The following is a 3,801-nucleotide window of genomic DNA, read 5'->3' on the forward strand; positions in this document are numbered from 1 at the left end:
TAAATTGAATAAGCTCAAATGTAATTAGATCTCATAACCAGCCAAACCATTAAGTCCTCTTTACACTAAATGCTTATCCAATTCTAAATTTCTCTACCAGAATAAAGCATATAGTGCAACCAAAACGATAATAATCGCATAGGATACAATATTAAATGTTTTACCTGTTTTAAAGGTCTCTCTACTAATTTCAATTCCTTTAGAATCGTCAGCGCCCTTATTTTGCATAAAGCTTACGATCACAATTATTGCCATCGCAATCAAACAGGTTAAGCCCATCTGATCGAGGAATGGAAGAGTTGGAAACAAGCCTTCGATCGCACTACCTTCAACCCATCCTTTGGGTCCAAGCTTAAAATACATAGCAATCGGAATAGAAGACAGAATACCAATGATAGCCGCTTTATTGGTTGCTTTCTTCCAGAAAAGACCTAGAATGAAAACCGCCAGAATTCCCGGACTCACAACACCCGAATATTCCTGAATAAATTGAAAAGCCTGATCCAAACCATCCAATAATGGTGCTATCATACAAGCTATAACTAAAGCACCAGCTGCTGACAAACGACCCACATTCACCGTTCTTTTATCAGAAGCCTTAGGATTGAAATAAGGTTTATAGATATCCATTGTAAAAATGGTAGAGGTTGAATTCAGCATGGATGCCAATGAAGAAACAATAGCCGCTGCCAATGCAGCAAAAGCGACCCCTTTGAGGCCACTAGGTAAAAACTGCAACAACCAAGGATAAGCTTTATCAGCAGCCTCCATAGTTGGCATATTGTTTTGAGCTGTATCACCCAAGCGAGCCATAATCTCAGGATCGTTTACCATAACATAAGCAGCTATACCAGGAATAACAACAATCAAAGGAATAATCAGCTTTAAAATACCGGCAAATACAATCCCTCTTTGCGATTCTTTTAAGGATTTCGCAGCAAGCGTTCTTTGGATAATATATTGATTGAATCCCCAATAATAAAGGTTCGCAACCCACATACCACCAATCAAAACACCAATACCAGGGAGATTCACATATTGCGTGTGTGCCTCATCCAGAATCATATGGAAGCTATCTGGTGCAGCCTTATAAATATGTTGGAAACCTGCCCAAACACCTTCACCTCCTGAAACATGGTTCAGTGCTAAATAAGTTGTTACCAAACCCCCTAAAGTTAGGAAGATAACTTGAATCACATCAGTCCAGGCCACAGCTGACAATCCCCCATAAAGGGAATAACTGGCTGCAAAAAGAGCTAAGCCATAAATTCCATATTTCATAGGAACACCCATGATGGTTTCCATGGCCAGGGCTCCTAAATAAAGTACCGATGTTAAGTTTACAAACACGTAGAGAGCAATCCAGAAAATAGCTAAAATAGTTTTCAGATTGGTTGAATATCGCTGTTCTACAAATTGAGGTATGGTATACAAGCCTTTTTCGATAAAAATCGGAAGGAAATACTTACCTACAATAATCAGTGTAATTGCGGCCATCCATTCATAGGATGCAATGGCTAAACCAATTGCAAAACCAGAACCTGACATGCCGATGAACTGTTCTGCCGAAATATTTGCTGCAATAAGCGAAGCTCCAATAGCCCACCAAGGCAATGATTTACTTGCCAAAAAATAGTCGTCCGCATTTTTCTGATGTCCTTCTTTATCGCGAGACACCCATAAGCCAACTCCAATAATCACGATTCCATAAATAATGAAAATCGCGTAATCTAAAAATGAAAATGCATTATTCATACCTTCTTATTTTGAATTTTTATATTGTCAGAGATCTAGTTTTCTTTTTATTAGCTATAAATTTAACATTTACTAGCTTATTCCCTACTCCATTATTTCTTATAATGAATACCCGACAGAGATTTTAATCTTTCAGCGCTAGTTTCTGCGGTGATATCCCGTTGAGGGTTTCCTAACATTTCGTAACCTACCATGAATTTTTTAACCGTCGCTGATCTCAATAAAGGTGGATAAAAATGCATATGAAAATGCCACTCAGGATGCTCTTCCCCGTCTGTAGGGGCTTGATGAATTCCTGCAGAATAAGGGAATGAGATTTCAAACAAATTGTCGTATCGAATAGTTAAATCTCGATAAATTGTTGCGAAAGCTTCCTTTTCATCTTCACTCATATGACCTAAATGCTGAATGGTTCTTTTAGAAATAATCATGGTTTCGAAAGGCCAGGTTGCCCAATAAGGCACCAAAGCAACAAAATGATCATTCTCAATAAGAACACGATCCTTTTTTTCTATTTCCTTCTCAAGATAGTCGCCTAGTAGAGTTCTATTATGATTCTCAAAATAGGTTGTAAAATTTTTAGATTCCTTTGCAGGCTCATTAGGAACGGAAGATTGTGCCCAAATTTGTCCATGAGGATGTGGGTTACTACAGCCCATAACAGAACCCTTATTTTCGAAAATTTGAACGTAATTAATCTCAGGCCGGTTCCCCAGTTCTAAATATTGTTCTTGCCACAAATCCACAACTTTTTTTACTGCCGAAACTTCCATCTCTGGAATAGTTAGATCATGACGTGGCGAAAAGCAGATCACTCTGCAAATACCCTGTTCGCTTTCTGCTCGAAACAAACCATCCTCTTTAATTTCTCCTTTAGGTGCATCCAAATTTAATGCTGCAAAGTCATTTGTGAAGACGAAAGTACCCTCGTAATCAGGATTAATTTCACCACCCATACGCTCATTGCCTGCACATAAATAACATTCAGGATCATGCTCAGGGCGTACTTCTTCTGAAATTTTTTCGACTTGTCCCTGCCATGGACGCTTTGCTCGATGTGGAGATACTAAAACCCACTCCCCAGTTAAGGGGTTATATCTTCGATGAGGATGATCCTCCATATTAAATTCTGACATATTTTCGCTTATCTTTTTTCGCTTATTGGTTGTTGGTTGCTGGTTGTCGGTTTTCGATAACTGATAACTGATAACTGATAACTGATAACAAATGTTTTCTTCATCACATCATCTCATCATCGCATCAACACATTAGCACATCAGCACATCAATTTTATTCAATCCTTCTTGCTCCATCTCCAATTTCAGCCACATAGAATTCGGGATCTAAACCAATACGACTTTTATAATTATCACCAACAGTTTTAATAAAGATTTCCACAGCCTCATCCTTAACTAGACTTACTGTACATCCACCAAATCCAGCACCAGTCATTCTCGATCCCAAAACACCATCAATCTTTCGAGCTTCTTCTACCATCGTATCCAATTCTACTCCGGTTACCTCATAATCGTCACGAAGTGAATCATGAGAAGCATTCATCAAAAGTCCAAATTCTTCAAGATGACCTTGTTTTAATGCATCTATAGCTTTAAACACACGTTGGTTTTCGGAAACAACGTGCTTTGCTCTACGCCTTACGACCTCATTATTTAATAAGGATTCAAGATTCTTAAACGCCTCATTATTTAGTTCACACAAGAAATCAATCTCCTGTTTTTTATTAATTAATTCAACCGCAAGCTCACATTCAGCGCGCCTTTCATTGTACTTCGAATCTGCCAAGCCTCTTTGCTTATTGGTATTTCCAATTATTAGCTTATAACCATCCATTTTAAGAGGCACAATATCATACTCTAGCGTATCACAATTCAAAGCTAAAACATGATTTTTAACTCCCATCCCAATTGCAAACTGATCCATAATACCACAATTAACGCCTACGAATTCATTCTCTGCCTTTTGAGACATTTTCACCAGCTCGACTTGGTCGAAATTTGCTTCAACCAATTCGTTAAATGCAACCGA

General features: G+C 38.2%; 3 protein-coding genes. All 3 read right to left on the bottom strand.

All coding sequences use genetic code 11. The features are described 5' to 3' along the window. Window positions 1–93 precede the first annotated feature (93 nt). Entirely contained in the window at window positions 94–1,755 is a 1,662-nt protein-coding gene (locus ABY905_RS14960) for a sodium/sugar symporter (RefSeq protein WP_372645300.1), read from the bottom strand. A 92-nt stretch (window positions 1,756–1,847) separates the two neighbouring features. Then, entirely contained in the window at window positions 1,848–2,891 is a 1,044-nt protein-coding gene (locus ABY905_RS14965; protein ID WP_372645302.1) for a UDP-glucose--hexose-1-phosphate uridylyltransferase, read from the bottom strand. A gap of 154 nt (window positions 2,892–3,045) precedes the next feature. After that, window positions 3,046–3,801 (bottom strand): galactokinase (gene galK / locus ABY905_RS14970; protein ID WP_372645304.1); only part of this gene is annotated, 756 nt, incomplete at its 5' end.

Source organism: Ancylomarina sp. (assembly GCF_041555295.1).
Taxonomy (GTDB): Bacteria; Bacteroidota; Bacteroidia; order Bacteroidales; family Marinifilaceae; genus Ancylomarina.

Excerpts from the sequence above, each read along its gene's own strand:
- ABY905_RS14960 (WP_372645300.1), bottom strand. The coding sequence starts at position 1,755 with ATGAATAATGCATTTTCATTTTTAGATTACGCGATTTTCATTATTTAT.
- ABY905_RS14965 (WP_372645302.1), bottom strand. The coding sequence starts at position 2,891 with ATGTCAGAATTTAATATGGAGGATCATCCTCATCGAAGATATAACCCC.